Source organism: Pseudoxanthomonas sp. USHLN014, assembly GCF_037153335.1.
Classification (GTDB): Bacteria; Pseudomonadota; Gammaproteobacteria; order Xanthomonadales; family Xanthomonadaceae; genus Pseudoxanthomonas_A; species Pseudoxanthomonas_A winnipegensis.
Genome location: NZ_JBBCKO010000003.1, coordinates 265,392 through 290,368 on the forward strand (window position 1 = coordinate 265,392; position 24,977 = coordinate 290,368).

Here is a 24,977-nt window from a genome sequence, read left to right on the forward strand (position 1 = left end):
AGATGGAATCCTGCGGCGCCCCATGCCGTGCTGGCCGTGCCGATGCGCCTGCTGCTGGTCGAAGACAACGAGGACCTGGCCGACGCCATCGTGCGACGCATGCGGCGCAGCGGCCACGCGGTGGACTGGCAGCGCGACGGCCTGGGCGCGGCCAGCGTGCTGCGCTACCAGGCCTTCGACCTGGTAGTGCTGGATATCGGCCTGCCGCGCATGGACGGCCTGACCGTGCTGGGCGAGCTGCGCGAGCGCGGCGACGCCACGCCGGTGCTGATGCTCACCGCGCGCGACGGCATCGAGGACCGCGTGCACGCACTGGACGTGGGCGCCGACGACTACCTGGCCAAGCCGTTCGACTTCCGCGAGTTCGAGGCGCGCTGCCGGGTGCTGCTGCGGCGCAGCCGCGGCCAGGCCACCGCCGCGGTGCAGGTGGGCACGCTGGTGTTCGACGCCGCCGCGCACACGGTGCACGTGGATGGCGTGGCGCTGGAGCTGCCCAACCGCGAGTTCCGCCTGCTGGAGATCCTGCTGGGCCGGCTGGAGCAGGTGGTGAGCAAGGACGAGATCGCCAAGGGCCTGTTCGGCTTCGACGACGAGGCCGGGCCCAACGCCATCGAGCTGTACATCGGCCGCCTGCGCCGCAAGCTGGGCGAACACGGCCCGCTGCGCATCACCACCGTGCGCGGCGTGGGTTACAAGGCCGAGGCCGCCGCGCCATGAGCCGCGCCGCGCCCTCGCTGCGGCGCACGCTGCTGCTGTACCTGGGCGCGCTGTCGGCGCTGGCCATCGCCGTGCTGTTCTTCGCCGCACGCGCCTATGGCAACCGTGCGGCCAACCAGTCCTACGACCATCTGCTGGTGTCCTCGGCGCTGTCGATCCTGGACAGCGTCGCCCTGGCCGATGGCCAGTGGCAGGTGGATCTGCCGTACGCGGCGCTGGACATGCTGTCGATGGCGCCGGAGGACCGCGTCTTCTACCGCGTGCTCGACGGCAGCGGCCGCACCATCACCGGCTACGGCGACCTGCCGATGCCAAGCCGGCCGCCGCGCGATGGGCAGCCGGTGCTGTTCGACACGCGCTACAGCGGCGAGCCGGTGCGCGTGGCGGCGGTGGCCCGGCGCATCACCACGCCGGCCGCGCAGGCGCAGGTGCTGGTGGAGGTGGGCCACACCCGCCGCGCGCGCGAGGCGCTGGCCGGCGAGCTGGTGCTGCGCGCGCTGGCCGCGCTGGCGCTGCTCTCGCTGCTCAGCGCCGCGCTGGTCTGGCTGGGCGTGCAGCGCGCGCTGCGTCCGCTGGCACGGCTGGAGGGCGACCTGTCGCGGCGCGAGCCCTCCGACCTGCGCCCGCTGCCCGAGGGCGCGCCGCAGGAGATGCAGCAGATGGTCGGCGCGCTCAACCGCTTCATGCAGCGCCTGCAGGCCAGCAACGAGAACCTGCGCGCCTTCATGGCCGAGGCCGCGCACCAGATGCGCACGCCGCTGGCCGCGCTGCGCGCGCAGGCGCAGCTGGGCCTGGACGAGGACGACCCGGCCGACATGCGCCGCAGCCTGGTCGCGGTGGAGCGCAACGCGACCCACATGAGCCGCCTGCTCAACCAACTGCTCAGCGATGCCAGCGTGCTGCACCGCTCCAACCTGCAGGACTTCACGCGCTGCGACCTGGCCGAGGCGCTGCGCCAGGCCTTGCACGACGCGCTGCCGGCGGTCGGCCCGCAGCCGACGCTGGTGCTGGAGATGGATCCGGCGCCGGCGCATGTGCGCGGCGATGCGCTGCTGCTGCGCGAGGCGTTGAAGAACCTGATAGACAACGCGCTCAAGCACGGCGGCGCGCAAGGGCCGCTGGAGATCGCGCTGAGCGTGGAGCCGGCGCAGTGCGTGGTGACCATCGCCGACCACGGGCCGGGCATCCCGGCGGCCGAGGCCAACACCGTGTTCGCGCGCTTCGCCCGCGGCGCGCAGGCCGCACAGGGCGGCGCCGGCCTGGGCCTGGCCATCGTTAAGCGCGTGGCCGACAGCCATGGCGCGCACATCGACCTGTCCAACCGGCCCGAGGGCGGGCTGGTGGTGACCCTGCGCCTGCCGAGGATCGCCTGATGCGCCCGATGCGTCTGTTCGCCGTGCTGCTGCTGCTGTGCGTGGTGCCCCTGGCCTGGGCGCAGTCGGACAAGGCACGCCGCTTCCCCGCGCCCTCCGGCAAGGCCGGGGCGCAGCTGCGCGTGCAGGGCTCGACCGATCTGCCGGTGTTCGCCAGCGTCATCGCCGACTACCAGCGCTTGCATCCGGACGTCGAGGTGCTGTACGAGGAAGTGGTCTCCTGGGAGATGTACGCGCGCTACCTGCGCGCCCCGAACGACGCGCACGGCCCGGATCTGATGATCAGCGCCAGCATGGACCTGCAGACCAAGCTGGCCAACGACGGCCACGCGCTGGCCTATCGCTCGCCGCAGACCGAGGCGCTGCCCGACTGGGCGCAGTGGCGGCACGAGGTCTTCGCCGTCAGCACCGAGCCGGTGGCCATCGTCTACAACACGCGCCTGCTCAAGCCGGACCAGGTGCCGCGCACGCGCCGCCAGCTGCTGGACCTGCTACGCGATCCGGACGCGCCGCTGCGCGGCCGGGTGGGCACCTACGACATCGCGCGCAGCGGCGTGGGCTATCTGTTCGCGACCCAGGACGCGCAGCGCGGCAGCGTGTCCACCGCGCTGCTGGCCGCGCTGGGCCGCAACGCGGTGCAGCTGGAGGAGCGGACCGGCCCGTTGCTGGACCGGGTCGCGCGCGGCCAGCTGCTGCTGGCCTACAACGTGCTGGGCTCCTACGCGCAGGCGCGCATCGACGCCGGCGCGCCGCTGGGTCTGGTGCAGCCGGAGGACTACACGCTGCTGGCGCTGCGCACCGCGGTGATCCCGCGCACGGCGCAGCACCCCGCGCAGGCGCAGTCCTTCCTGGACTATCTGCTCTCGCCGCGCGGCCAGCGCGTGCTGACCGAGCAGGCGCGCCTGGGCTCGGTGCTGCCGGCCGGCGAGGCGCTGCGGCCGATCGCGCTGGGGCCCGGCCTGCTGGTGTACCTGGATACGCTCAAGCGCCGCCAGTTCCTGGAGAACTGGCACGCGCTGGTCCAGCCGCAGGCGCCTTGAGGCCGATCGCGCGCCGCAGCGGACGCGCGGGGCATGAACGGAACCGTTCCGGCTCCGGCAAGTACGACATCGTCCCGACATTTTCTGCCAGAAAATGGTTACCGATGGGCCTGGGCTCGCCAGCGGATTCGTGCCGCGCCGACCCACGCCTCGCCCGGCGGGAGGCCGCCGGCGAGGCCGGGCCGCCTAGGACCTTAGACCATGCATGTGCGCTTGATTCCTCTCCTGCTGGCGGTGCCCGCCCTGGGCACGCTGGCGATCCCGCCTGCCAAGGCGCAGGACGCGACCGTCACCCAGCCGACCAGCGACAACGAGCAGGTGATCGGCATGGCCGCCCAACTCGAGTCGCGCTATCCGGGAGGCGGCGGCAGTCGCTTCGCGCCCATGCCGGTGTTCTCGCTGCAGCACGGCGTGCTGTTCGCCGATCAGGAACACGGCGCCGGCCTGCAGTTCCAGCTCGGGCCGGTGTTCACCCTGTCGCAGTCGGTGGCCTACGACTTCGGCCGCGTGGATCACGACAGCCGCTGGCGCTCCGGCAGCACGCGCCTGGCCGGCATGGGCCAGGTGCCCGACGCCTTCACCTCGCACACCATGCTGGAGGCGCAGTTCACGCCCTGGCTGTCGGTCAGCGCCGAGGCCGAGCGCACCTTGCGCCAGTCCGCGCCGCGCACCCAGTTCCACCTGGGCACCGAGCTGGGGCTGTTCCAGACCGCGCACGACGGCCTGGCCGTGGACGTAGATGCCTGGTGGGGCGATGCGCATTACAACCAGGCCTGGTTCGGCGTGACGCAGGCCCAGGCCGCGCGCTCGGACTTCGCGCCGTTCCAGGCCGATGCCGGGCTGTACGCCGGTTCGCTGGGCCTGGGCTGGGAACATAAGTTCGACACGCACTGGACCTCCACGACCCAGCTCACCTCCACGCGCTACGGGGGCCAGGTGCAGGGCAGCCCGCTGCTGGTGCGCCGCACCGAGCCCGGCGCGGTCTGGGCGATCACCTACACCTACTGAGCGCGGTTACGAGCGCTTGCTGCGCGTCGGCGCGGGCACCAGGGCCACATCGTGGTCCACGCCGATGTCGTCGGGCGAACCCAGCCAGGCGCGGATCTGCATGTCGTCCACCTCGCGGTCCAGGTCCAGGCTCATCTCGATGCGGCCGGAAGGATCGGGCAGCGCCCAGTGCTGGGCCAGCACCTTGCCCTGCGCATCCATGGCCTCGATCCAGAACGCGTGGCTGGGCCGGTGCGAGGTGGTCAGCGTGACCTGGTAGTGGCCGGGCGCGGTCTGGCGCAGCGCCGAGCCGACCATCACCGGCTGGCGCGGCTCCAGCCGCGCGCCGGCCATGCGCTGCAGCGGCGCGTCCACGCGCACGCCGTGCGCCAGCTCGCCGCTGCGGTACAGCCGCGCATCGCGGGCGTTGTTGATCAGCAGCGCGCACCAGCCGCTGTCGGGTGAGTCGTTGTCGAAGGCGGTGCAGCGGTCGACATAGGCCAGCGTGTTCTCCGGGCTGGCCTTGCGGAAGCGGCGCGGCGTGTCTTCCAGGGTGATGTTCTTCAGGTTCCAGCTGCTGTCGTAATCCAGCAGCACGGGCGGGCGCAGCTCCTGGACGCCGACGACCAGGCGATCGTCGTCCACGCGCAGCGTGCGCGTCTGCCGCCCGGTCCACAGCTGGTTGGCATAGGCCAGATAGCGGCGGTAGTCGCGGCCGTCGGCCTGCGCGAAGGCGGCGCTGGCGCTGGGCTTGGCGTGCGGGTCGAGCAGCGAGCGGCCGAAGCCGATCGCGCCCAGCGCCGGATCCAGCAGCGACAGCAGCGTGGCGCCGGAGTCCAGCGTGCTGCCGCCACGCGTATCCACTTGCTTGGGCGCGATGCCCGGGCCCAGCATCAGCAGCAGGTTCTCGCGGTGCAGCGTGCGCAGCGTGCCGGCCAGTTCGTTGGGCAGCGCCAGATGATCGGAGGCGACCACCACCACCGTATTGTCGGCCCAGCGGCTGCCGCGGATCCTGGCGACCAGCTCGCCGATCAATCGGTCCGAACAGGCGATCGCCTCACGCATGCTCACCGCGTCCTGGCCCTGGCGCTGACACGCCACCGGCAGGTGCCCGGCCGGATGATGGGTATCCATGGTCAGCGTGGTGAGCATGAAGGGCTGACCCGCGCGCGAGAGTGCCTGGAACCTGTCCCACACCTGGTCCAGCAGCACGTCGTCGTGCACGCCCCAGGCCGAGAAGTGGCGGCGATCGATGCCCTGGCGCTGGAACCAGGCCAGATCGCGCACATCGTCGTAGCCATGGCTGGCCAGGAAGCTGCCCTTGCCGGCGAACGCGCCATCGGCGCCGCCGATGAAATCGTTGCGATAGCCCTGCGTGCGCAGATAGTCGCCCAGGCACTGCGCCTCGGGCAGGAAGCTGTGCATGCGACCGAAGCTGTTCTCATCGCCCGGCGCGGCGGTCAGCGGCACCCCGCACTGCGAGGACACCATGCCGGCGATGGTCCAGCCGCCGCCGTCGGCCGAGGTCACGTTGCGGAAGTCCAGCCCTTCGCTGGCCAGCTGCTGCAGGTGCGGCGTGATCCCCCCGAAGGCCTTCCGATCGAAGTAGGTGCGCTCCAGGCTCTCGCCATAGATCCACACGATGTTCTTGCGCGTGGGCAGCGGTGCGCGCGGGACGCGGTACTCGCCGGCCACCACGCTGCCATCGACCGGCTGACCGAGGCGATACAGGCGCATGCCATCGCGCGGCAGCGGACTGGCGGTGACGGCGATCGCGGCAGCGGCGAGGAAGGCGGCGGACGTGGCGCGCGCATGGCCGGGCAGGCGCCAGCGCCGCACGCGCGCCAGACCCAGCGGCAGCAGCGAGGCCAGCAGCAACGCGACATAGGCGGCGATGTCGCCGGCGAAATCCGAGACGCCCGCGCCTTCCATCCCGGCCCTGAGGTGATACAGCGTGGCCGCGTTGAGGCCATCGCCGCTGAGGCGGTCGATGAACCACCACGTGCTCAGCAGCACGCCCAGGAGCGAGAGCACGCACGCCTTCCACACTCGCCCGCGGCCGGACATCAACAACAGACAGGCCATCGCCAGCAGGGCAAGGGTCAGGACGAACGAGGACATGCGTTGGGTGTCTTTCCGTACAAGCGACATCCCGAGACTAGCCACGAATTTCTCGGGTCGACAAGCGATGCATGAACGTTGCATGACAAGCGCGGTCCATCGCGATGACCGCGCTGGCGACGCTTCATGGATTCTTTACATCGGCCTCAACGACGCGAAGCGTTATTACATCAAGTGGGAGCAACTTCGGTGTGGTGAAAATTTGTCCACGGGATGCCTGCGCATGTCCGGCGCGTTTTACGAATCCACAACAATCCACGCGCGCAGGCCCAGCCACATGGCGAATCCGACATCTGCGCGCGGCGCCGGCCTGAGCGCCGCCCGCCCGCGGTGTCCTAGACTGTGCGGATGACGCCACCGACCCTGCTCGTCGCCGACGACCATCCGCTGTTCCGCGCCGCGGTCCTGCACGCGCTGGCTTCGCGCTTCCCGGGCGTGGCCACGGTCGAGGCCTCCAGCGTCTCCACCCTGGGCGTGGCCCTGGAACAGCATCCGGACGTGGCCCTGGTGCTGCTGGACCTGGCCATGCCCGGCGCGCGCGGCCTGTCGGCGCTGGCGCTGCTGCGCGGCGAGCGCCCTGAGCTGCCGGTGGTGGTGATTTCCTCCAACGACGATCCGCGCGTGATCCGCCGCGCCCAGCAGTTCGGCGCGGCCGGCTTCATCCCCAAGTCCTCGCAGGTGGAAACCATCGGCGAGGCGGTGGCCACGGTGCTCGAGGGCGGCACCTGGTTCCCGCCGCTGACCGCCGCGCGCTCGGAGGCCGACGCCCAGCTGGCCGCGCGCCTGGCGCAGCTGACGCCGCAGCAGTTCCGCGTGCTGATGCTGGTGGCCGAGGGCCTGCTCAACAAGCAGATCGCCGCCGCGCTGGGGCTGGCCGAGAACACGGTCAAGATCCACGTCGGCGCCGTGCTGTCCAAGCTCGGCTGCCGCTCGCGCACCCAGGCCGCCGTCATGGCGCGCTCGCTCGAGCTGGACGACGTCCCCAGCCCCGACGACGCTTTGTAGGGTCTGGTGGGAGCAACTGTGTCCTCAAATCTCGCAGCATCCTGCCTGTAGAGCGGAGCTTGCTCCGCTGGGGCCTTCCCTACGAACCGAACGAAGCGCAGCGGAGCAAGCTCCGCTCTACAGAGGGTGCCGCCCTTGTGGCCTTTTCGGCCAATGGCAGCGATGAGGCTTTACCGGGAAAGCTTGATCATCCCCTGCGACAAGACCAACGCCTCAGCCTCAGCGCAGCCTCCCACTCGCCATCAGGCGCTGGGTCAGCACCGCACGCAGCGCGGCCGGCGTGATCGGCCGCGCGAGGAAGCCATGGCCGTGCTCGAGCGCCTCGGCGCGCTCGCCCGGCGCGCCGATCAGCACCAGCGGCGGCACCGGCTCCAGCGTACCCACGGCCGCCGCACCGCGCCCGTCGCGCCAGCGCAGATCCATCAGCACCAGGTCGGGCGGCGCCTCCTGGCCGGTCAGCGCCTCCAGCGCCTGCGGCGCGCTGCCGCCGGCGACCTGACAGCCCCAGCTGCGCAGCAGCGCCATCAGCGCCTCGCAGGCCTGCGCGTCGGCATCCAGGCACCACACCCTCGTGCCCTGCAGCGGCTGCGCGGCCAGCGCGCCCGGCACCGGCGCACGCGGGGCGGCTGCCGCCGGAGGGGTCGCCGCCGCCAACGGCACGGTGATCGCGAACACGCTGCCGCGTCCGGGCCAGGAGCGCAGCGACAGCGGATGCTCCAGCAGCCGCGCGGTGCGCTCGACGATCGACAGGCCCAGCCCGGCGCTGCGGCGGTCGTGACGCAGGCCGTTGTCCAGCCGCGCGAACTCCTCGAAGATCGCCGCGTGCTTGTTCTCCGGGATGCCCACGCCGGTGTCCCACACTTCCACGCGCACCGCGCCGGGCACGCGGCGGCAGCCCAGCAGCACCTTGCCGTGCGGCGTGTAGTGCAGCGCGTTGGACAGCAGGTTCTGCAGCACCCGGCGCAGCAGGGTCGGGTCGGTGCGCACCCGCGCGCGGGTGCCGACCGTGTGCAGGACCAGGCCCTGTGCCTGGGCCAGGATGCCGAACTGCTCGGCCAACCCGGCCAGCAGCGGGCCCAGCGCCACGTCCTCCAGCTTGGGCTGCAGCACGCCGGCCTCCAGCCGCGACACTTCCAGCATCGAGGCCAGCAGGTCGTCCTGCGCGGCCAGCGCGGTCTGCGCGCGCTGCATGAGGTCGCGCTCCTCCTCGCCGTGCAGCTTGCCGCGCAGCGCGCCCAGGAACATGCGCGCGGCGTTGAGCGGCTGCAGCAGGTCGTGCACGGCCGAGGCGACGAAGCGCGCCTTGTAGCGGTTGGCGTTCTCCGCCAGCGCGGTGGCCGCGCGCAGATCGGCCGTGCTCTCCTCCACGCGCCGCTCCAGCGTGCTGGCCAGCGTGCGCAGGTCGCGCGCGGCGGCCACGTAGGTGGTGATGTCGGCGAAGCTGGTGACGAAGCCGCCGTCGGGCATCGGATTGCCGCGGATCTCCAGCACGCGGCCGTTGGGCAGCTCGCGCTCGTGCATGTGCGCCCCGCCGCTGCGCAGATGGTCCAGCCGGCGCTGGATCGCCTCCTCGACCTGGCCCGGCCCCAGCCAGCCCTTGCGCGCGTTGTGGCGGAAGAAGTCCTCGATCGGCCGGCCCACCTGCATCATCTCGGCCGGGAACTGGAACATCTCCTGATAGCGGCTGTTCCAGGCGATCAGGCGCAGCTGCGCATCGACCACGCTCACGCCCTGCGGCAGGTGTTCCAGGCTGGACTGGCCCGAGGCCGCCGCGCGCGCGGCATCCACCAGCCCGTCCTGGGCCGAGCGCAGGGCCTCGGCGTGGTGGGCGACCATGCGTTCGAGTTCCTCGCGGCTGCGGCGGCGGTGCTCGGCCAGGCGCACGCGCTGGCGCACGAACAGCCCCAGCAGGATCAGCGGCAGCCAGCACGCCACCGCCACCGCGACCGCGCTCCAGGCCGCGGCGACGCTGCGATCGCGGCGCAGCGCGTGCAGGGTCCAGGCGGGCCCGTCCAGCGGCAGCGACTTCCACAGCCACAGCCCGCGTGCGCTGGGGTTGCGCAGCTGCACGCGGCGGTCGCCGCCGGGCAGGGTATCCACCACCTGCAGGCCGGCCAGATGCAGCGGCTGGCCCGCGTACTGGCGCGTGGCATTCAGGTCCTCGTTGTCGCGCTCGGTCAGCGGGCGCAGCTCGCTGTAACGCCAGCGCGGCTGGCTGGCCAGGAACACGATGTCGTGGCTGTCGCTGAGCAACAGCAGGTCGCGGCTGTCGCGCCACTCGGTCTCCAGCGCGTCCAGGGTGATCTTCACCGCGATCACGCCGAGCCGGCGCCCGTGCGCATCGCGGATCGCCTCGGAGATGAAGTAGCCGGCCACGCCGGTGGTGACGCCGATGCCGTAGAAGGTGCCGGTGCCGTCGCGCATCGCGTTGCGGAAATACGGGCGGAAGGCGTAGTCCTGGCCGACGTTGCTGCTGGGGTCGTCCCAGTTGCTGGCCGCCACGGCGATGCCGTCGCGGTCGATCAGGGTCAGCGTGGACACGTGCGTGGCGCCGTTGGCCACCACCAGCTTGCGGTTGAGCGCGGCCACATCGCGCGCCTGCTGCGGCTGCTGCAGCGCCGCGCGCAGTTCCGGATCCAGCGCCAGCACGGTGGGCATCACCCGGTAGCGCTCGATCAGCCGCTGCAGCGACTGCGCGCGCAGGTGCAGCTGGTCGGCCAGCGCCCGCTGCTCGCTCTCCAGCGCGGCCTTGCGCGCCAGCACCGCCGCGCCGATGGCGGTGCTGGCGATCGACAGGGCCAGCAGCGACCAGCCGGCGATCCGGATCAGGCGTGGGGAGAGGCGGGACACGGCTGAGGCATGGAAGCAATGCGCAGGGCACGGGCGCGGCATGGTCGCACACGGCGAGCATGCCGCGACGCAGGCGCCGACGCCGCGCCGCGATGACGGCGTACCAAGCGGAAGCGGTAGCCGCTCCCTTATGCCAGCAAACGTGTAAAGCAGAACCCGAAGCGCCGCTCTCCTTCGGCACGTGCGAGAGACCCGCAGAGCGCAAGAACGGCCCCCTCCCTTTCGCCGAAGGCGAAGGGGAGCTCGAAGTCGCGGCTAGCGACTGAGGGGGAGGGGTTGCTTTTGCTTCGCTTCTCCAGCCACCGCGCAAAAAAGCGACCCCCTCCCAATCTCCCCCTGCCCGTGCTGCGGGCAAGGGGAGGAGCGCAAAGCGCGGCCGAGCGCGAGCGTCGCCTCCCGGCCTCCTCCGTCGCATCCGAAGCGCCAGCAGCCCGCAGGAACGGTCGCTTCCTTTCGCCGAAGGCGAAGGGGAGCTCGAAGTCGCGGCTAGCGACTGAGGGGGAGGGGTTGCTTTTGCTTCGCTTCTCCAGCCACCGCGCAAGAAGCGACCCCCTCCCAACCTCCCCCTGCCCGCGTTGCGGGCAAGGGGAGGGGCGAAGAGTGTCGCGCCCGTCCGCGGAAACGCCGCCAAAGGCCTGTTAATGACGCTTAGTACCAATGTGCTAATGCCCGCCGCCGCGGCAGGGGCTACCGTGCGCCTCGTTCCGTGGGTCGTACCGTCCGCCCGCGCCTCTCTCCTCAGGAGTCCACCGACCATGCACATTCCCAGCGCCGGCGTGGCGCCGTCCAAGCCGCTCCCGTTCTACCGGCACCTGTACTTCCAGGTGATCGTGGCCATCATCATCGGCGTGCTGGTCGGCTACTTCGACCCCAAGCTGGGCGAGGCGCTCAAGCCGCTGGGCGATGCCTTCGTCAAGCTGGTGAAGATGATCATCGGCCCGGTGATCTTCCTGACCATCGTCACCGGCATCGCCGGCATGACCCATCTGCGCAGCGTGGGTCGGGTCTTCGGCAAGGCGATGATCTACTTCCTGTTCTTCTCCACCCTGGCGCTGATCGTGGGCATGGTGGTCGCCCACGTCGTGCAGCCGGGTGCGGGCATGAACGTCAACGTCGCCGATCTGGACCACACCAAGGTCGATCAGTACGTCAACGCGACCCACGACATGACGGTCACCGGCTTCTTGATGGACATCATCCCCAAGACGCTGATCAGCCCGTTCGTGGGCGACAACATCCTGCAGGTGCTGTTCGTGGCCGTGCTGTTCGGCATCGCGCTGGCGATGACCGGCGAGCGCGGCCGGCCCATCGTCGATTTCCTCAATGCACTGGTCACCCCGGTGTTCCGCCTGGTGCACATCCTGATGAAGGCCGCCCCGATCGGCGCCTTCGGCGCGATCGCCTTCACCATCGGCAAGTACGGCCTGGCGGTGCTGGCCAACCTGGCCTGGCTGGTGGGCAGCTTCTACATCACCTCGCTGCTGTTCGTGCTGGTGATCTTAGGGCTCGTCTGCCGGCTGTGCGGCTTCTCGGTCCTCAAGCTGATCCGTTACCTCAAGGCCGAGCTGCTGCTGGTGCTGGGCACCTCCTCCTCCGAGTCGGCGCTGCCCTCGCTGATGGAGAAGATGGAGCAGGCCGGCTGCAAGAAGTCGGTGGTGGGCCTGGTCGTGCCGACCGGCTACTCGTTCAACCTGGACGGTACCAACATCTACATGACCCTGGCCGCGCTGTTCATCGCCCAGGCGACGAACACCGAGCTGACCCTGGGCCACCAGATCACCCTGCTGCTGGTGGCCATGCTCAGCTCCAAGGGCGCGGCCGGCGTCACCGGCGCGGGCTTCATCACCCTGGCCGCCACGCTGTCGGTGGTGCCTGAGGTGCCGGTGGCCGGCATGGCGCTGATCCTGGGCGTGGACCGCTTTATGTCCGAATGCCGCTCGCTGACCAACTTCACCGGCAACGCGGTGGCCACCATCGTGGTCTCGCGCTGGGAGAACGCGCTGGACCGCGACAAGCTCAACGCCGCCCTGGACGGCAAGCTGGAGTCCGATCCGGACCGCCTGCCGATCACCGCGTAAGGCCCTGCCGCGCCAGATGCCTCAAGAGGCCGGGCCCACAAGCCCGGCCTCTTGCGTCTGGAGTCGGGACCGAGCGCAAGCGCCCGGTTCCCGCCAGGTGGGACCTCCCATCGCCGCCACTGCCGGTCCACTCAGGATCGCGGCGCTAGAATCCAACCCCCATCGAAGATGCCCACCACGCCGATGTCCAAAGAAGAATTCAAGCAAGCCGCGCTGGACTACCACAGCCAGTCGCCCGCCGGGAAGATCAAGGTCATCGCCACCAAGCCGATGATCACCCAGCGCGACCTGGCCCTGGCCTATTCGCCCGGAGTGGCCTATGCCTGCGAGGAGATCGCCGCCGATCCCAAGGCCGCCAGCACCTATACCGCGCGTGGCAACCTGGTGGCGGTGATCACCAACGGCACCGCAGTGCTGGGCCTGGGCGCGATCGGCCCGCTGGCGGCCAAGCCGGTGATGGAAGGCAAGGGCGTGCTGTTCCAGAAGTTCGCCGGCATCGACGTGTTCGACATTGAGATCAACGAGACCGACCCGGACAAGCTGATCGAGATCATCGCCTCGCTGGAGCCGTCCTTCGGCGGCATCAACCTGGAGGACATCAAGGCCCCGGAGTGTTTCAAGGTCGAGCGCACGCTGCGCGAGAAGATGAACATCCCGGTGTTCCATGACGACCAGCACGGCACCGCGATCATCGTCGGCGCGGCGGTGCTCAACGCCATGATCGTCACCGGCAAGAAGATCGAAGAGGTCAAGCTGGCGACCACGGGCATGGGCGCGGCCGGCATCTCCTGCGTCAACATGCTGGTCTCGCTGGGCCTCAAGCCCGAGAACATCCTGGCCCTGGACCGCGAAGGCGTCATCCACACCGGTCGCACCGACCTGGATCCGGACAAGCAGCGCTACGCGCGCGACACGGACAAGCGCACCCTGGCTGAGATCGTCCAGGGCGCGGACATCTTCCTGGGCCTGTCGGCCCCGGGCATCCTGACGCCCGAGATGGTCAAGTCGATGGCGCCGCAGCCGATCATCTTCGCCCTGGCCAATCCCAACCCGGAGATCATGCCCGAGGTCGCCAAGGAGGCGCGCCCGGACGCGATCATCGGCACCGGGCGTTCGGACTATCCGAACCAGATCAACAACGTGCTGTGCTTCCCCTACCTGTTCCGCGGCGCGCTGGACTGCGGCGCCACCGGCATCAACGAGGCGATGAAGGTCGCCTGCGTGCGCGCCATCGCCGCCCTGGCCCGGCGCGAGGCCTCCGACCTGGGCGCGGCCTATGGCGGCGAGACGCCCAGCTTCGGCCCCGACTATCTGATCCCGCGCCCGCTCGACCCGCGCCTGCTGGTGGAGCTGTCCAGCGCCGTGGCGCAGGCGGCGATGGACTCAGGGATAGCAGAGCGCCCCATCGAGGACATGGAGGCCTACCGCAACACCCTGAGCCAGTTCGTCTACCGCACCAGCCTGATGATGAAGCCGGTGTACGACCGCGCCCGCGCCGATCGCAAGCGCGTGGTCTACGCCGAGGGCGAGGAGGAAGTGGTGCTGCGCGCCGTGCAGACCGTGGTCGATGAAGGCGTGGCCTTCCCGATCCTGATCGGTCGCCCGGAGGTGATCGACCAGCGCATCAAGCGCATGGGCCTGCGCCTGGTCGCCGGCCAGGACTTCGAAGTCACCAACATCCACGACGACCCGCGCTTCAACGAGTACTGGCAGACCTACCACGCCCTGACCGAACGCCGCGGCGTGACCGTGGCCGCGGCCAAGGAGTTGATGCGCTCGCGGCCGACCCTGATCGCGGCGGTGATGGTGGCCCGCGGCGAGGCCGACGCCATGCTCACCGGCATCGTCGGACGCTTCCACAAGAAGCTCGGCTACGCGCGCAGCGTCATCCCGCTGGAGCCGCGCGTGAGCTCCACCTCGGCCATGACCGGCGTGATCAACCAGCAGGGCGCGTTCTTCTTCGTCGACACGCACGTGCAGGAAGATCCGACCGCCGAGCAGATCGCCGAGGCCACGTTGCAGGCCGCCTTCCGCCTGAAGCTGTTCGGTATCGAGCCCAAGGTTGCGCTGCTGTCGCACTCCAACTTCGGCAGCCACGACTCGCGCGACGCCCTGAAGATGCGCGCGGTGCGCGAACTGCTGCTCAAGCGCCGGCCCGACCTCAACATGGACGGCGAGATGCAGGGCGATACCGCCTGGGACGAGACCCTGCGCCGGCAGATCATGCCCAACAGCACCCTCAAGGGCCGCGCCAACCTGTTCGTGCTGCCCAACCTGGAGGCGGCCAACATCGCCTACAACCTGGTGCGCGTGTTCACCGAGGGCGTGGCCATCGGCCCGATCCTGATGGGCGTGTCCAAGCCGGTCCACATCCTCACCGCCAGCGCCACCCCGCGCCGCGTGCTCAACATGACCGCCATCGCCGCGGTCGACGCCCAGATCCGCGAGCAGCTGGCCAATCGCGGCGAGGGCGAGTAAGCCGGTCGGGCCCCGCGCAACGCGGGGCCCTGGCGTGTACCGGGTCCCAGGCATCTACTGGACCCCAGGCATCGCCCCAACGCCACCGCATGCGGGCAGGCTCGATAACCCGTCGCGAGTCTCCACTCGTCGCGCACGCCTGCGCGGACCCCGAGAGCGCCAGGCCGCGGCGGGATGATCCAGTCGCCGGCTGCAAGGTGGGAGCCGCCATGGCGGCGATGAGGCTTTACCTTGAGAGCCCGATCGCCGCCATGGCGGCTCCCACAGGAGCCCCATCAGCCCGTCATTCCCGCGAAAGCGGGAATCCATGGACGTATCGCTCACCACCTGCGATCCACAGCACCCATTCCGCGCGGATGCCAGCCGGGCCCATCGTATCGCCGGCCGCACAACCAAGCCGAGCCCCTCTTCACGCGCACCGTTGTGAGGACGAACCAAGTCCCCTGCATCTCCACGCGCCCACACCACAAACCTGCACGCCCGCCAACCGCGCCAAGCCCCGCGCTTGAAACGCCCCCAGCCCGCACGCATTCCCTTGCCGCGCCCGCGGTTGGGCGCTCTTAGGAGAAATGCATGCCGCACCATGAAACAGTCGCGTTGACCGGCGTCATCGAACACGTCTTCGCGCATCGATTCACCCTGCAGTCCGGCGACCAGGTCCACCTGGCCGACCTGGGTCCCAAAGGCGCCGAAGCCTTCCCTCTCCAGCAGGGCCTCTCAGTGAAACTGGAGGGCGAACAACGCCCCTCGGAGATCAAGGTCACCCGCATCAGCAAGAAGGGCGGACGCTTCGTCGAAGTGGAGCACAAGAAGCCCCACCACGGCCCGAAGCACCACCATCATCACCACCCGGATGTGCCCGCCGATCCGCGAGCCGCCCTGACCGCCGTCAAACAGGCCGGATGGACCACCCACGGCAAGCCGGAACGCAAACCGAAACACTTCGAAGTGCTCGCCTATCAGGGAGAGGGCGACTGGACCGAACTGCACGTCGACTTCGCCGGCACGATCTACAAGCAAAAGCCCGCCGACCCCGACAAGTGGGGCCTGGAAGCCTGACCCACCAAGCGCCCCGGTCCCGCCGGGGCGCTTTTGTTTGCGGTTGTATTCCTGCGGAAAGGAGCCGGTACGACCCCGACGCCGGATGGGTGGACAGCATTCTTGCGCTGTACGTTGAGCAGTAAAGACCCTCAAGCATCGCCTGCTCGCTTGACAGTACATTTGTGCTCTCGACTCGATCGCTGCGCAACGCCTGGAAGAAGGCGAATGTGACGCGCTTGACAATCTGGTCATGCCCGCGCGCTAATAGCCCCACTGCTAAGGATTCGGGCGGTATGGGGCTGCTGCCTTGGCATAGGGGATATCGATGCGTGCCAAGTGGAATGACAGCCTGTGGCTGTCATACAAGGAAGTGCTGTCCACAATTCTGTTGCCATGCTTGATGCTTGTGCCGGTGGCGTCCCTCAGCGCTCAGAGCGTCACGCTTCCCGAAGAGTTCAACAAGCTGGTCACCGCGACCTCGCAGGTCAAAGGCCTCAATACGGGCTTGGCCGGCGATGAGGTCAACCTCTACAGCGGATCCCTGGGCTTGACCCAGACCGACATCTCTGTGCCCGGCAACAATGCCTTGGCCGTTGAGGTCACTCGTCGTTTGAGCGCTGGTCAAGGGACAGACGGCTTTCACGGCTTCTTCGGTGATTGGGATCTTTCCATTCCGTCCATCCATGGTGTGTTTCCCCTTGGCAGTGATTGGGCTTTTGGTAGTGGGGAAATCAGGAAAACGCGCTGCTCGAATTACGAGGCGCCGCCGGACGCGGTAGGCCAGCAAGGCGGAGATTTCGCAGCTGGCGAGTACTGGCAAGGCACCTTTGTTTACCTTCCCGGGAAGGGGGACCAGGAGCTTCTCTCCAACCCTGCAGCTGTGCCCACCGACGGGCGCTCCTATGGCCTGACATTGGCTGACGGCTCTGCCGTCACCTGTGTAGCCAATCTCGCCAGCGGCAGTAGTCCCTCGATCGGCGAGGGCTTCGAGGTCGTGACCCGCGATGGCACGCGGTATCGGTTCGATCACATGACCACGCGTAGCCACACTGCGTTGAAGAAGTCATCAGCCGCACCTCAAGTTGCGTCTGCAAGCCGTTCAACCATCATCACGCCCCAGGCTTACAACGGTTACATCCTTTACCGCAACGAATACGTCATCTATCCGACGCAGGTCACGGACCGGTTCGGGAACACGGTGACCTACAACTGGAATCCTTCGAACGCGAACCAATTGCAGTCGATCACCAGCAGCGACGGTCGCTCGATCGCCTTTACCTATGTCGACGCAAGCGGTTACCAGATCAAGACGGCGAGCAGTGCTGGCCGTACGTGGACATACAGCTACGCAACGTCGATCTCGTTGGGTCAGGTGACCCTGCCCGATCAAAGCAGTTGGAAATTCAACCTCGAATCGCTGGTTTCCCGCACGCCTGGGCAGCACGGGAGTTGCGACACGACAACGGGCGGAGGCACCTCTACGGGGACTGTGACGCATCCCAGTGGCGCGGTCATCACATTCGGGCTGCAAGCGGTTCGCATGTCGCGCACTTGGGTCCCGCGTGAGTGCCTGTCGGTTGACGGCATCAGTACCGACCAGTTCTATGCGTACTACCCCAAAGAGTCGTACGCGATGGCCTTGGTCTCCAAGTCCATCACCGGTCCAGGCTTGCCCAGCGCGGGTTACAGTTGGACCTACGCCTACGACGAAACCGCTGGTTGCTGGATTCCATCTTCGGTTCCTTCGAACGCGACGGCTGCGCCGAAATGCACGGCGTCGACACCCGCGCTCAGGACCACGACCGTTACCAAACCCGACGGCAGCATTGACAAGCTGATGTACGGCAACCGCTTCCGTGTCAACGAGGGCCAGTTGCTCAGTCAGCAATCCGCGCTATCGGGAGGCGCTGCGCTGCGTACCGAGACACGGACGTATGCAGCGCCCGATGCCGGCCCGTATCCCGCCTACATCGGATACAGCATCCAGCCGCGCGGCGATGGGAACTACGCGAGTCAATACCATCCGCTCAATGGTCGGCTGATACAGCAAGAAGGGACAAGTTTCTCCTGGACGACGACGTTTGATTCCTTTGCACGTCAATTGGAAGTGACGCGGACAGGCCCGTCCGGCACAGTCAAGGAAAAGCGCTCGTACAAGGATGTGCCATCGCTCTGGATCATGGATCAAGTCGCCTCGGTCACTAACTCCGATACCGGTGTGGTGATGTCCGCCGGAGAGTACACGGCCTCGGGAGTTCTTGTGAAAGCATATGCGTTCGGCCAGCTGGCCGGCACATATGCGTATAACGCTGACGGAACGCTTTCGAGCGCGACGGATGCAGTTGGCCACGCCACGAATTTCTCGAACTGGAAGCGGGGTATCGCCCAGAGCGTCGTCCATGCGGACGGGAACTCCCAGTCGGCAGTCGTAAGTGACGCTGGTTGGATCACCAGTCGCACGGACGAACTGGGGAATCGATACAGCTATGGCTATGACGCCATGGGTCGCTTGGCTTCGCTGAACTATCCGAACGATAACCAGGTTTGGAGTTCCACCACACAGGTGTTTGAGCCGGTCGCTTCGGACGAATATGGCCTGGGCGCTGGACACTGGCGACAGGTGGTGTCTCAAGGGAACAATCGCAAACTCACCTATTACGACGGACTATGGCGGCCCACGCTTGTTCGTGAATTCGATGCTGCAAATGAGGCGGGAACCGTGCGCTTCCAGCGCTTCGCATATGACGCCGAAGGGCGGCAGACCTTTGCCTCCTATCCGAGCAGTTCGAGCGGCACAACCAGCGGTGTCTGGAAGAGCTACGACGCGCTAGGCCGCCTGACGTCCTCCTCGCAGGACAGCGAAGGCGGAACGCTGACGACGCTCACGGAGTACCTGACGGGCAACAAGACGCGTACGACCGATCCGCTGGGCCATAAGGTCGTGACGAGCTTCCAGGCTTTCGACACGCCGAACTACGAAACGCCAACCGTTATCGATGCACAAGAAGGGGCGAAGACCACGATCGCGCGTGATGTCTTCGGCAAGCCGATGAGTATTAGCAGAACCAAGTCTGGCGGATAAGCGCCGCCAAGCCTTTCGAGTCGCGACCGAATATTCAAAGGCCCAATAGAGGGATCTCGGGACATGAAATTTGTTAGGCCGGGCCTGCGAGCCGCTCGCGGCCACGTATGCGCTATTGCCGTGTGCCTGCTGTTGATGCTTCACGCGGCGCCCTCATGGGCTGCCAGGAAATGCCCTGACGGTTCGACTGCAGGCTCCGGCAACATCTGCCCAGACGATCCGCCCGCGGACAACACCCCTCCGCGCGATGCGGCTTTCGTGTCGCAGAGCGTGCCAACGACCATGGTGGTGGGGCAGACTTATGGCGCGTCTTTGGCGTTCAAGAATACGGGCACGATGACATGGACTTCGGGTTCCGCATTCAACCTCGGCTCCCAGAACCCGGGCGATAACAGCACCTGGGGCACGGGCCGAGTGGGGCTGCCGGGCGCCACGGCCACTGGGCAGACGGCGACCTTCAATTTCAATGCGACCGCGCCACGCACACCGGGAACCTACAACTTCCAGTGGAGGATGGTCCAGGACGGCGTGGCGTGGTTCGGCAACCTCTCCTCCAACGTCTCGGTCCAGGTACTCGAGTCGGTCATCAAGGGCAACATCGACGGGATCGGCGGCGGCAGCATCAACGGCTGGGCGTGCTCCACGCGCCTGAATACCTCGATCGACGTGCACCTGTATGTCGGCGGCCCCGCCGGCGGCGGAGGTACGATGCTTGGCGGGTTCCGGGCGAGCAATGCAAGTGAGACTGGTGTGGCCAGCGCCTGCCAAGCGGGTGGGTCCGCCTATCGCTTCAGCATTCCAATCACCAACGCGATGGTGATGCAGTACGGCGGGCAGACCATCTATGTGCATGGTATCTCGCCCGTAGGCGCTTCAAACTCGGCGATCGCCGGCTCGGGCAACTTCCGGATCCCCGTGAACGCAGTGCCGACGGCGCAGCTGACCGCGCCGGGCGGTGGGGCGATCATCGCGGAGGGTGGAACGTTCTCGCTGGCCGCGAACGCCTCGGATGCTGACGACGGCGTGGCCTCGGTTGCTTTCCTGGGCGATGGAAACGTACTGTTGAGCACCAGCAGTTCGCCTTATCAGGGCACATGGTCGTCCGTAGCGGAGGGCGCTCATTCGCTAGCTGCACGTGCGACCGATACGCGTGGCGCCAGCACGACAAGTTCTGCGGTGACCGTCTACGGCTCACGCGTGATTGGCGACATCGGTCAGCCGGATAGCTATCGGATCTGGGGGTGGGCCTGCTCCACCTATTGGGCGGGTTCGATCCAGGTCCATCTTTATGTCGGGGGGCCTTATGGGACTGGGACTTACGCTGGCGAGTATTCAGCGAATAAGTCGTCTGGGACGGATGTCGCCGCTGCGTGCAAGACGCAAGGTTCCGCGTACATTTTCGAGATACCTCTTACCGATGACCTGGTCCGACAGCACGCGGGCAAGAGCATCTACATCCATGGCCTATCTCCCCTTGGCGGCGGCAACAACCTCATCGGGCACTCGGGCTCGTACACAGTCCCGCAGAACCAGGCCCCAACCGCCCAACTGACCGCACCAAGCGGTGGCGCGATCATTGCCGAGGGTGGCTCTTTCAGTTTCGCAGCAAACGCCTCGGACCCGGACGGCCCGGTGGCCTCGGTTGCGTTTATTGGCGACGGAAACGTCGTTGCGACCGACAGCAGTGCGCCCTATCAGGGGACATGGTCTTCGATCGCCGAGGGCGCCCACACCGTGGCAGCACGGGCCACCGATACCCGCGGCGCAAGCACGACGAGCGGTGCTGTGACCGTTTACGCGTCCCGGGTGATCGGTGACATGGCCCAGCCAGACAATCACCACGTCTGGGGCTGGGCCTGTTCGACGTATGTTACCTCGTCGATCACCGTGCACATGTATGTTGGTGGAGCAGCGGGAACTGGAGCCTTTGCAGGGGAGTACGTCGCCAACCGCGCGTCTGGCCAGGACGTGGCGGGAATCTGCAAGACCCAGGGGACCGCGTATGCCTTCGACATCCCGTTCTCCGACGATCTGATCCGGCAGCAGGCGGGCAAGAGTATCTATATCCACGGGTTGTCTCCGCTCGGTGGCGGCAACAACCTCATCAGCCACTCTGGATCCTTCGCTGTCCCGCAGAACCAATTGCCCAGCATCACCTTGACGGCCCCGACGGGGTCCCCCCGCATGGCCGCGCCCGGTTCGATCCAGATGTCGGCCACCGCCAGCGACGCGGACGATGCGGTGGTCAAGGTCGAGTTTCTGTCCAACGATCAGGTGGTGGGCTCCTCCACATCCGCCCCCTATCAGTACACCCTGACCGGTCTGGCTGCGGGGACCTACAACCTGCGCGCCGTCGCCACGGACCGGCGCGGCGGCCAGACCACGACGGCGACCGTGACTGCGCAGGTCTTCGGGCCAGCCTCACCTGCCTCGGTGACCCGCTCCTACGTCTACGATCAATACCAGCGGCTGTGCAAGACGATTGAGCCCGAATCGGGTGCGACCGTGGTGGACTACGACGCCGCCGGCAACGTGATCTGGAGTGCGAGCGGCCTGTCGCTGTCTTCGACCACCAGTTGCGACCGCGACCAGGTGCCCGCCTCGGCCAAAGTGGTCCGTACCTACACCGTGCGCAACCAGGTCGAAAGTGTGTCTTTCCCCGACGGCATCGGCAACCAGGTGCTGACCTACACGCCGGACGGCCTGGTCGAGGCAATCGCGACCAACAACAGCAACGGGGGCGGGACGGTCACCAACAGCTACCTCTACAACCACCGGCGCCTCATGACGCTGGAGCGGCTGGACGCCGCCGGCACGGCGACCGACTACGCCTACGGTTACGATAGCAACGGCAGTCTGGCCAGCAACACCTGGCACGGCATGACCGTAGACTACGCGCCCAACGCGTTGGGGCAGCCGACCAAGGCAGGCTCCTTCGCCACGGACGTAAGCTACTGGCCGAATGGCGCGATCAAGCAGTTCACCTACGGCAACGGCATCGTCCACACGATGCAGCAGAACGCCAGGCAGCTGCCCGAGCGTTCGACCGATGCGCTGGGCGACGTGCGGCCGCTGGACTCCGGCTATGCCTACGACGCCAACGGCAACGTCAAGCAGATCACCGACTACAGTGCTGGCGGCCGACGCAGCGTCGCCATGTCCTACGATGGTCTGGACCGTCTGACCTACGCCTCGTCGCCCATGTTCGGCACCGCGGCGTACGGCTACGACGCGCTGGACAACCTCATCAGCGCACAGATCAGCGGCGGCAACAGCGCCCGCAACTACTGGTACATCTACAACGCGCAGAACCGACTGGCCAGCATCACCGACGGGCCCGGCGGCGCAACCGTCGTCGGCCTGGACTACGACGCCCGCGGCAACCTAAGCAACAAGAACGGCGTGCTATACAGTTTCGACATCGGTAACCAGTTGCGCAGTGTTTCGGGCAGTAGAGGTGCTTACCTATACGATGGTAAGGGACTGCGTGTGCTGGATACTGTCAACGGAATCTCAAAACGCACTCAGTACGGCAGTGGTGGTCAGCTCGTCTATGTCAGCGACGCCCGCACCAATACCGTATCTGACTATATATATCTGAGCGGTAGCTTGGTCTCCATCCGTGAGCAGAGCGCAGGCGGTGGCGCGTTTACAAACAAGTATCAGCACACCGATGCGCTGGGCTCGCCGGTAGCGGTGACGGACCAGAGCCGGTTGGTAGTCGACATCAGTGAGTACGAGCCGTACGGTAAGTTAGCTAACCGAGGAGAGAAGGATGGCCCGGGGTTCACCGGGCATGTGCAGGATGCCGCTACTGGCATGACTTACATGCAACAACGCTATTATGATCCCAGCTTGGGACAATTCTTGTCGATTGATCCGGTGACAGCATACAGCGTAATTAGCGCCTTCAGTCGATACCGGTATGCCAACAGCAACCCATATAAGTTCATTGATCCTGATGGTAGAGACGCAGTATGGAAACAAGACAAGAACGGTAATGTTACATTATTAATACCAGTGCACTTTAGTGGGGCAGATGCTTCACCTTCGACCTTGGCAGCGATTGAGGCCAGAGTTGAAGGTCTGGCAATTGATAACGCAAAGTATAAGATTGACCTTGTCATTTCCAGTGATGCTAAGGCTAAAGGGGTCAATAGAATGGATCTGAGCCCCGGTCTCGATCAAAAAAATTATGGCGATATCGGAGAGGGCATAGAAAGTCTTGGCGGTAATGATGCGCATATTGACTCAAGCAAAGCTTCCTTCGTCGATGCTGCTGCTCATGATATATTACATTTTGCAGGGATTAACGACGGTTACAAGGATAGTAAGGTCAATAAGAACGGCACTCGTGGACCGGCAATTTTATTGCCGGGGTATGACGGGAAGAATATTATGGCGTCTCGAAATGGGATTGAAATAAAGTCTGTCAACATCGACGAGGCAAAGAAGAACAGATCGACAAAAAAGGAAATAGAGAAGTGAAACGCTTAATCACAATGGCATATATGGCCTTAGTATGCGCAACTGGGTGTGCGAGCCGTAGTGTCATCGAGACCATATCAGACGCACCTAATTATTGCGGGCAACTTGTATGCTTAAGCGTTAAGGAGTCATACTTAAAAGATCTGAGAATCAACTCAAAACGCGATTTCGAGGAGGTGTCAGTCAAGTCGCAGGAGCGGATAGTCTTGACGGCCGATTTCGCTCACTTTGGCGATGCGAGATGCGATCCTGGGGCTGTTATCACGGAGTCCTCAGCACAAGCTGTGAAATGGACAGGCTGCTTGAGTACGGGCGCAAGTGCTGCTAAGGATGTGGCCTTCACGATGACCTACACCCATGGAGGAGGAGATAAGGAGCTTTTAAATATTCCGGTCAGTGCGATTTGGCCTGTGCTTGACGAACAGGCTTCTTCGAAGAGTGCGGAGCTCCCTCGCACACTTGGCGACGCCGTGATCATAAAAAGGAAGTAGTAGTTTGAATTAGTTGCTATTGAGAATTGGCGTTCTGTTGTTTCCTGCTCTAAGTCCATCATCGAGAACTGTATTTAAAGCAATAAATTCATGCGCTCATTTGCTCACTTCTCTACTTGATGCATCTGGGCAGCGCGTATCGTTGGTAATTATCGTTGAGCTGACGCAGTAAAGATGTTGGAGATCGAGCACTGAAGGGGGATATTTTTTTAGCGGCCCGCCCCGCCTGTTCAGCGGCAGGTTCTACCGTCGTGGCAGTCGGTTAGCGCTTGTCCCTCGGCCGCTCTTTGAAGTCGGCAATCAGCTGGGCGAGGTCATCGTCCTCAGCGTAGAAGTAGGCGACTGGGCGCTCGAGGACGGCGGCGAGCCGCTGCAGGGTCTGCAGGTCGGGCTGGTGGACACCGGTCTCGTAGCGGTTCACGCGGGTGCTGGCGACGAATTCGTCCAGGCCGGCGGCGATGCCGAGGGCGCGCTGCGAGATCGCATGCGCCTCGCGCGCCTGCCGTAGCCTGCGGCTGTAGACGGGGAGCGGCGGCCTGTCAGCCACGGGCGCGTACTTGTGTGCCTTCCATGCAGGAAAGCTTCCGGTCGCCCGGGCTGCCTCGATACTACGATTTACGTAGCCTAGCAAGCGCGGCGATGAAGTTGCGCAAGTAGAACGCGGCGTGCAGCCAAGTTTGTCTTGGTCGGCCGCGGTGCGGCTGCACGCGCCGAGGCGCATGTCCTGGCCTGGTGCGTGCTGACTCTGCTAAAGCAGAATTGTTTCAGCGCTTCTTTGGGGAAGCGGTCAGCCCATGGCTTAGACGTGCCCGCCGAGTCCGCGTCGTTAATCCTCTCCCATGATCAACTTCCTCGAAGATCAGGTCTGTCCCAGCTGGCACCTGACCCTCGCCAAGGTGCGGATGGGCTCCTCACTCCGATGCGCGTCCAGGACGCTCAGCGCTTCCGCGTCATCCTCGATGTAGAAGAAGCTGATCGGCAGCGCCAGCACGTCGGCGAACAGCTTCTGCAACCCGAGCTTGGGCTGATGGACGCCGGTTTCATAGCGACTGATCCGCGCACTGGCGCCGGACTCATCCAGGCGTGCGGCGACCGCCAGATGGATCTGGGAGAACCCGTAGAAATCCCGCGCCTCGCGCAGGCGTCGGCCGTAGACATTGCCTGGCGGCTTCCGCGTCATGCGTGCATATCAGTCCTCGATATGCGGAAGCTTCAGAAACAGCGCT

General features: G+C 66.2%; 14 protein-coding genes. 10 read left to right on the forward strand and 4 right to left on the reverse strand.

Annotation, left to right across the window (positions count from 1 at the left end; genetic code table 11):
- Positions 1 to 42 precede the first annotated feature (42 nt).
- From WFQ05_RS08155 to WFQ05_RS08170, 4 genes are all read left to right on the forward strand, one after another.
- Positions 43 to 717: a response regulator transcription factor gene (locus WFQ05_RS08155; protein ID WP_130561757.1), complete on the forward strand. Its 675-nt coding sequence runs from the start codon at positions 43 to 45 to the stop codon at positions 715 to 717.
- Positions 714 to 2,090, forward strand: coding sequence for a sensor histidine kinase (locus WFQ05_RS08160; RefSeq protein WP_337053394.1), 1,377 nt, complete (start codon positions 714 to 716; stop codon positions 2,088 to 2,090). Before WFQ05_RS08155 ends, WFQ05_RS08160 begins: the two co-directional genes overlap by 4 nt.
- A gap of 8 nt (positions 2,091 to 2,098) precedes the next feature.
- Complete coding sequence (locus tag WFQ05_RS08165; RefSeq protein WP_337053567.1) at positions 2,099 to 3,130, forward strand: ABC transporter substrate-binding protein; 1,032 nt, start codon at positions 2,099 to 2,101, stop codon at positions 3,128 to 3,130.
- 201 nt (positions 3,131 to 3,331) lie between these two features.
- Entirely contained in the window at positions 3,332 to 4,138 is an 807-nt protein-coding gene (locus WFQ05_RS08170) for a MipA/OmpV family protein (protein ID WP_337053395.1), read from the forward strand.
- Between the two features lie 6 nt (positions 4,139 to 4,144).
- Here the strand turns inward: WFQ05_RS08170 and WFQ05_RS08175 are convergent, their stop codons facing one another.
- The gene (locus tag WFQ05_RS08175; protein ID WP_337053396.1) at positions 4,145 to 6,238 is read right to left on the reverse strand and encodes a phosphoglycerol transferase I; all 2,094 of its coding nucleotides are present in this window, start codon (positions 6,236 to 6,238) and stop codon (positions 4,145 to 4,147) included.
- Positions 6,239 to 6,586: 348 nt separating this feature from the next.
- Between WFQ05_RS08175 and WFQ05_RS08180 the strand changes: the two genes are divergently transcribed.
- Positions 6,587 to 7,243 (forward strand): response regulator transcription factor, encoded by a 657-nt coding sequence (locus WFQ05_RS08180; protein WP_130535965.1) that lies wholly within the window; start codon positions 6,587 to 6,589, stop codon positions 7,241 to 7,243.
- Between the two features lie 219 nt (positions 7,244 to 7,462).
- On the opposite strand, the gene WFQ05_RS08185 is transcribed toward WFQ05_RS08180, so the two are convergent.
- Positions 7,463 to 10,093 (reverse strand): PAS-domain containing protein, encoded by a 2,631-nt coding sequence (locus WFQ05_RS08185; RefSeq protein WP_337053397.1) that lies wholly within the window; start codon positions 10,091 to 10,093, stop codon positions 7,463 to 7,465.
- Between the two features lie 755 nt (positions 10,094 to 10,848).
- Between WFQ05_RS08185 and WFQ05_RS08190 the strand changes: the two genes are divergently transcribed.
- The 5 genes from WFQ05_RS08190 (at position 10,849) to WFQ05_RS08210 (ending at position 23,260) form a co-directional block, all read left to right on the forward strand.
- Positions 10,849 to 12,171, forward strand: a complete 1,323-nt coding sequence (locus WFQ05_RS08190; RefSeq protein ID WP_337053398.1) for a dicarboxylate/amino acid:cation symporter — start codon at positions 10,849 to 10,851, stop codon at positions 12,169 to 12,171.
- Between the two features lie 183 nt (positions 12,172 to 12,354).
- Entirely contained in the window at positions 12,355 to 14,649 is a 2,295-nt protein-coding gene (locus tag WFQ05_RS08195; RefSeq protein WP_337053400.1) for an NADP-dependent malic enzyme, read from the forward strand.
- A gap of 573 nt (positions 14,650 to 15,222) precedes the next feature.
- Positions 15,223 to 15,708: a hypothetical protein gene (locus WFQ05_RS08200; RefSeq protein ID WP_337053402.1), complete on the forward strand. Its 486-nt coding sequence runs from the start codon at positions 15,223 to 15,225 to the stop codon at positions 15,706 to 15,708.
- A gap of 307 nt (positions 15,709 to 16,015) precedes the next feature.
- Positions 16,016 to 18,772, forward strand: coding sequence for an RHS repeat domain-containing protein (locus WFQ05_RS08205; RefSeq protein ID WP_337053403.1), 2,757 nt, complete (start codon positions 16,016 to 16,018; stop codon positions 18,770 to 18,772).
- Between the two features lie 258 nt (positions 18,773 to 19,030).
- On the forward strand, positions 19,031 to 23,260 hold the full coding sequence (locus WFQ05_RS08210; protein ID WP_337053404.1) for an Ig-like domain-containing protein: 4,230 nt from the start codon (positions 19,031 to 19,033) through the stop codon (positions 23,258 to 23,260).
- Positions 23,261 to 24,013: 753 nt separating this feature from the next.
- Here the strand turns inward: WFQ05_RS08210 and WFQ05_RS08215 are convergent.
- Entirely contained in the window at positions 24,014 to 24,298 is a 285-nt protein-coding gene (locus WFQ05_RS08215; RefSeq protein WP_337053405.1) for a helix-turn-helix transcriptional regulator, read from the reverse strand.
- A 312-nt stretch (positions 24,299 to 24,610) separates the two neighbouring features.
- Complete coding sequence (locus WFQ05_RS08220; protein WP_337053406.1) at positions 24,611 to 24,931, reverse strand: helix-turn-helix transcriptional regulator; 321 nt, start codon at positions 24,929 to 24,931, stop codon at positions 24,611 to 24,613.
- Positions 24,932 to 24,977: the final 46 nt, after the last annotated feature.

Excerpts from the sequence above, each read along its gene's own strand:
- WFQ05_RS08205 (WP_337053403.1), top strand. The coding sequence starts at position 16,016 with ATGCGTGCCAAGTGGAATGACAGCCTGTGGCTGTCATACAAGGAAGTG.
- WFQ05_RS08170 (WP_337053395.1), top strand. The coding sequence starts at position 3,332 with ATGCATGTGCGCTTGATTCCTCTCCTGCTGGCGGTGCCCGCCCTGGGC.
- WFQ05_RS08190 (WP_337053398.1), top strand. The coding sequence starts at position 10,849 with ATGCACATTCCCAGCGCCGGCGTGGCGCCGTCCAAGCCGCTCCCGTTC.
- WFQ05_RS08175 (WP_337053396.1), bottom strand. The coding sequence starts at position 6,238 with ATGTCCTCGTTCGTCCTGACCCTTGCCCTGCTGGCGATGGCCTGTCTG.
- WFQ05_RS08220 (WP_337053406.1), bottom strand. The coding sequence starts at position 24,931 with ATGACGCGGAAGCCGCCAGGCAATGTCTACGGCCGACGCCTGCGCGAG.
- WFQ05_RS08155 (WP_130561757.1), top strand. The coding sequence starts at position 43 with ATGCGCCTGCTGCTGGTCGAAGACAACGAGGACCTGGCCGACGCCATC.
- WFQ05_RS08160 (WP_337053394.1), top strand. The coding sequence starts at position 714 with ATGAGCCGCGCCGCGCCCTCGCTGCGGCGCACGCTGCTGCTGTACCTG.
- WFQ05_RS08200 (WP_337053402.1), top strand. The coding sequence starts at position 15,223 with ATGCCGCACCATGAAACAGTCGCGTTGACCGGCGTCATCGAACACGTC.
- WFQ05_RS08180 (WP_130535965.1), top strand. The coding sequence starts at position 6,587 with ATGACGCCACCGACCCTGCTCGTCGCCGACGACCATCCGCTGTTCCGC.
- WFQ05_RS08165 (WP_337053567.1), top strand. The coding sequence starts at position 2,099 with ATGCGTCTGTTCGCCGTGCTGCTGCTGCTGTGCGTGGTGCCCCTGGCC.
- WFQ05_RS08195 (WP_337053400.1), top strand. The coding sequence starts at position 12,355 with ATGTCCAAAGAAGAATTCAAGCAAGCCGCGCTGGACTACCACAGCCAG.